At 75.9% G+C, this 3,974-nt stretch carries 3 protein-coding genes; 2 read left to right on the top strand and 1 reads right to left on the bottom strand.

Going from position 1 to position 3,974, the window contains the following annotated elements; genetic code table 11:
- Window positions 1-626, top strand: a 626-nt coding sequence (locus tag ACFWEJ_RS27820) for a fumarylacetoacetate hydrolase family protein (RefSeq protein ID WP_377232402.1), incomplete at its 5' end; no start/stop codon positions are given.
- Entirely contained in the window at window positions 623-2,185 is a 1,563-nt protein-coding gene (locus tag ACFWEJ_RS27815; RefSeq protein WP_377232401.1) for an arylsulfatase, read from the top strand. The genes ACFWEJ_RS27820 and ACFWEJ_RS27815, both read left to right, overlap by 4 nt.
- 31 nt (window positions 2,186-2,216) lie before the next feature.
- Here ACFWEJ_RS27815 and ACFWEJ_RS27810 read toward each other — a convergent pair whose 3' ends face one another.
- The gene (locus tag ACFWEJ_RS27810; RefSeq protein ID WP_377232400.1) at window positions 2,217-3,548 is read right to left on the bottom strand and encodes an MFS transporter; all 1,332 of its coding nucleotides are present in this window, start codon (window positions 3,546-3,548) and stop codon (window positions 2,217-2,219) included.
- Window positions 3,549-3,974 lie beyond the last annotated feature (426 nt).

The raw sequence follows: 3,974 nt of genomic DNA, 5'->3' as shown, positions 1-3,974 counted from the left end.
ACGTACAGGTCCCCGGAGGGACCTGGGCGCCCGACACGGCGGGGCTGGGCGACCTGGTGCTCGGGTACACGCCCCTGGTCTCGGTCTGCGACCAGTCGTTCGCCGACGCCGTCGCCGAGCCCGCCCGCGCCGGCGAGCGCGGCATCGGCGCCGTCTACGGGCGCTGGGCCGACGGCTTCAACGTGGTCATGCCCGCGCCCGGCCCGCTCCTGCCCGTCGCCGCCCTGCCCGACCCGGCCGGCTGGTGGGGGCGCGAGATGTGGCTGACGACGACGGCGGGCACCGTCCGCGGCTCGACGGCGGAGTACGCCGCAGGGCCGGGCGAGCTGCTGGCCACGATCTCCCGCATGATCACGCTCTTCCCGGGGGACGTGGTGACCCTGGGGTCGGCGTCGGCGCGGGTGCGCGTCACGCGCGAGCAGTACGCGGCGGGGCTGGACGTCGTCGCGGGGATCGAGGGCCTGGGCGTGGTGCACGCCCGGATCGCTCCCGCCGGGTCGGACGCCTCCGTGTCGGACGCATCTATGTCAGACGCCGCCGTGTCAGACGCCTCCGGGTCAGACGTACAGGTCCCCCGGGTGACCCGCACGCCTGACCCGGCACCTCTGGATCAGGGGGCACCATGACCCGCCGGCCCGACGTGCTCGTCGTCCTCGCCGACGACCTCGGCTTCTCCGACCTCGGCGCGTTCGGCGGCGAGATCGACACCCCCGCCCTCGACCGGCTGGCCCGGCGCGGCGTCCGGATGAGCTCCTTCTACGCGACGCCCCGCTGCAGCCCGTCGCGCGCCGCGCTGCTCACCGGCCGCCACGCGCACGACGTCGGCGTCGGCGTGCTCACCAGCGACGACCGGCCGCACGGATACCGCGGCTCCCTCGACCCCGCGGCGCCGACCCTTGCCGAGCGGCTGCGCGCCGTCGGCTACACGACGGCGCTGGCGGGCAAGTGGCACCTGTCGTCGCGGACGGACGAGCCCGACGAGACCTGGCCCACGCGCCGCGGGTTCGACGAGTTCTACGGCGTGCTGCCCGGCGCGGCCAGCTACTACGCCCCGCCGCTGGTCCAGGGCGAGGAGCGGCTGCCGCCGTCCGCCACCGCGGGCGACTATTACCTCACGGACGACCTGAGCCGGTACGCGCGCGGTTTCGTGGAGCGGGCGCACCACGCGGGCCGGCCGTGGTTCCTGTACCTCGCGTACACCGCGCCGCACTGGCCGCTGCACGCGCGCGAGGCCGACGTCGCGCGGTACCGCGAGCGCTACCTCGCCGGCTGGGACCGTCTCCGCGAGCGCCGGCTGGCCGCGCAGCGCCGCCTCGGCCTGGCCACGGCCGCGGACCTGCCGCCGCGTGACCCGCGGGTGCCGGCGTGGGCGGAGACCGCGGACCGCGAGTGGGAGGCGGAGCGGATGGCGGTCTACGCGGCGCAGGTCGAGGCGATGGACCGGGGCGTGGGCGCGCTGCTGGACCAGCTCGCGGCGCAGGGCACGCTGGACGACACGCTGGTCGTGTTCTGCTCGGACAACGGGGCGTGCGCGGAGGAGCTGCCGCCGCCGTCGGGCAGCCTGAGCCCGGACGTGTCCCCGCCGACGACGCGCGACGGGCGGGCGGTGCGGGTGGGCAGCTCCCCCGACGTCGTCCCGGGGCCGGAGGACACCTTCGCGAGCTACGGGCGGGCGTGGGCGCACCTGTCGAACACGCCGTTCCGCCTGTACAAGCGGTGGGTGCACGAGGGCGGTATCGCGTCCCCGCTGATCGCGTCGTGGCCCGCGGGCGGCGTGCGCGGCGGAGCCCGGACGGCGGGGCCGGGCCACGTGGTCGACGTCGCGCCGACGGTGCTGCGCGCGGTGGGCGGCGACGCCGACGGCATGGCGGGCGTGAGCATGCTCGACCAGTGGCGGGGCGCGCCGGCGGTCGAGCGGCCGCTGTTCTGGGAGCACCTCGGCAACGCCGCCGTGCGGCACGGCCGGTGGAAGCTGGTGCGCGAGGCGGGGCGGCCGTGGGAGCTGTACGACGTCGGCGCGGACCGCGGCGAGACGCACGACCTCGCGGGCGCGCACCCCGGCGTGGTCGCGCGGCTGGAGCGCTGCTGGGAGGCGTGGGCGCGGTCGGCCGGGGTGATCGGGTGGGACCGCCTGCTGGCGTACTACCGCGAGCGCGGCCTGGAGCGGTCGGTGCTCCCGGACTGACCCGGCCGTGGGTCGTTGCCGGGTTCCGTCGTCACCTGGTTCCGTCGGGACGGCGGCGGCGCCGGAACAGGAGCTCCCCGAGCACCGTCAACAGCAGGACGACGGCGCAGGCGCCCGCGAACAGCGCGAGGGCGTGCATGCCGGTGGTGTCGGGCTCCTGCCGGTAGGCCGCGGCGGTGGCCGCCGTCGCGCACAGGGCGCCCACGTACATGAAGGTGCGGAACAGCCCGGACGCCGCGCCGATCTGCTCCGGGGTGGCCTGCTCGTACAGGGCGTTCTGGTTGGCCAGCCCGTTCAGCGCCTGCGGGATGCCGTGCAGCGCGATGACGACGCACAGCCAGAGCACGGGCGTGCCGGCGTCGAGCAGGAGGAGCGCGGCGCAGGCGACCACCTGGACCGCCGACCCGGCGAGCAGCTTGCCGAGGATCGCCGGGCTGCGCCCGGTCAGCACCGTGAACAGCATCGCGGTGCCGAACATCGGCAGCACCACCAGCCCGGTGTGCGACGGCGACAGCCCGCGCGCGTGCTCCAGCCACTGCGGCATCCCGTAGACCACGCAGTACATGACGATCCCGGTCAGCATCTGCCGGGCGTAGGTGAGCAGCAGCGGCCGGTTCTGGCCCAGGACGCGGACGTCGAGGAAGGGGTCGGTCGTGCGCAGCTCCCGCCACACGAACCCCGTCCCGGTCACGAGCGTGATCGCGACGAGCCACAGCGCCCGGGCCGCCGGGTCCATGAGGAACAGCATCAGCGCGGTGAGCGCCACGGCGAACAGGGCGATCCCGGCGGCGTCCCAGGTGCGGCGCGGCCCGCGGACGCCGTCCGCGTCGTCGTCCCGCGGCAGGAACAGCGCGCCCAGCACCAGGCAGGCGACGGCGAACGGCACGTTGACGGAGAACACCGTGCGCCAGCCGCCGAGGTCCACGAGCAGCCCGCCGAGCGACGGCCCGACGACCGCGATCACCTGGTTGGCGAACGACAGCGTGGCCAGCACCCCGGCAGGCGAGGGCCCGCCGGTGCGGCGCCCCTCACGCTTGATGAGCGCCATCGACGCCGGGTAGCCCGCGCACGTGCCCAGGCCGATCAGCACCCGGGCGACGATCAGCCAGCCGAGCGTCGGCGCGAACGTGCCGAGCAGCCCGGCGGCGCCGACGAGCGCCGTGCCGATGAGGTACAGCCGCCGCGGCCCGTAGGTGTCGACCATGCGGCCCACCACGGGCTGCCCCACCGCGCACGCGAGGTACAGCGCGCTGACCAGCCACGCGGTGTCCGACGGCGGCGCCCCGAACGCCAGGCCGATCGGCACGAGCGCGACCGCCAGCAGCGAGGTGTTGAGCGGGTTGAGCACCGACCCGAGGACCATCGGCGCGATGAGCCTGCGGTCGAACCGCGCGGGCTCGGGGGCGGGCTGGTCGTCGGGCCCGTCGGGGCCGGTGGGTTGGTCGGGGCCGCCCGGCTGATCGGGCCCGCCCGGCTGATCGGGGCCGCCTGGCTGCTGGGGGCCTGTCGGTCGATCGGGGCCCGTCGGTCGATCGGGGCCCGTCACCCTGCGGCTCGCCCGCTGGGTCGTCGTGCGCCCCGCCCGACGTCGTACTGCCGACGCCCGCTGTGAAACTCGGTTGCCTCGGGCACGCTCTCACCGTACACCGGCGCGGTCGGCAGTCTGCTCGTGGTCGGCAGCTTGCGGGCCAGGTCGGCAGCCCCCTCGCCAGGTCGGCAGCCCCCTCCTCCGGTCGGCAGCCCCCTCCTCCGGTCGGCAGTCTGTATCGAGGTCGGCACAGGCCTGTGC

The sequence above is a fragment of the Promicromonospora sp. NPDC060204 genome, from assembly GCF_042728455.1.
Taxonomy (GTDB): domain Bacteria; phylum Actinomycetota; class Actinomycetes; order Actinomycetales; family Cellulomonadaceae; genus Promicromonospora.
Note: the sequence above shows the minus strand (reverse complement) of the source record. Positions and strands in the feature narration are given on the sequence as shown.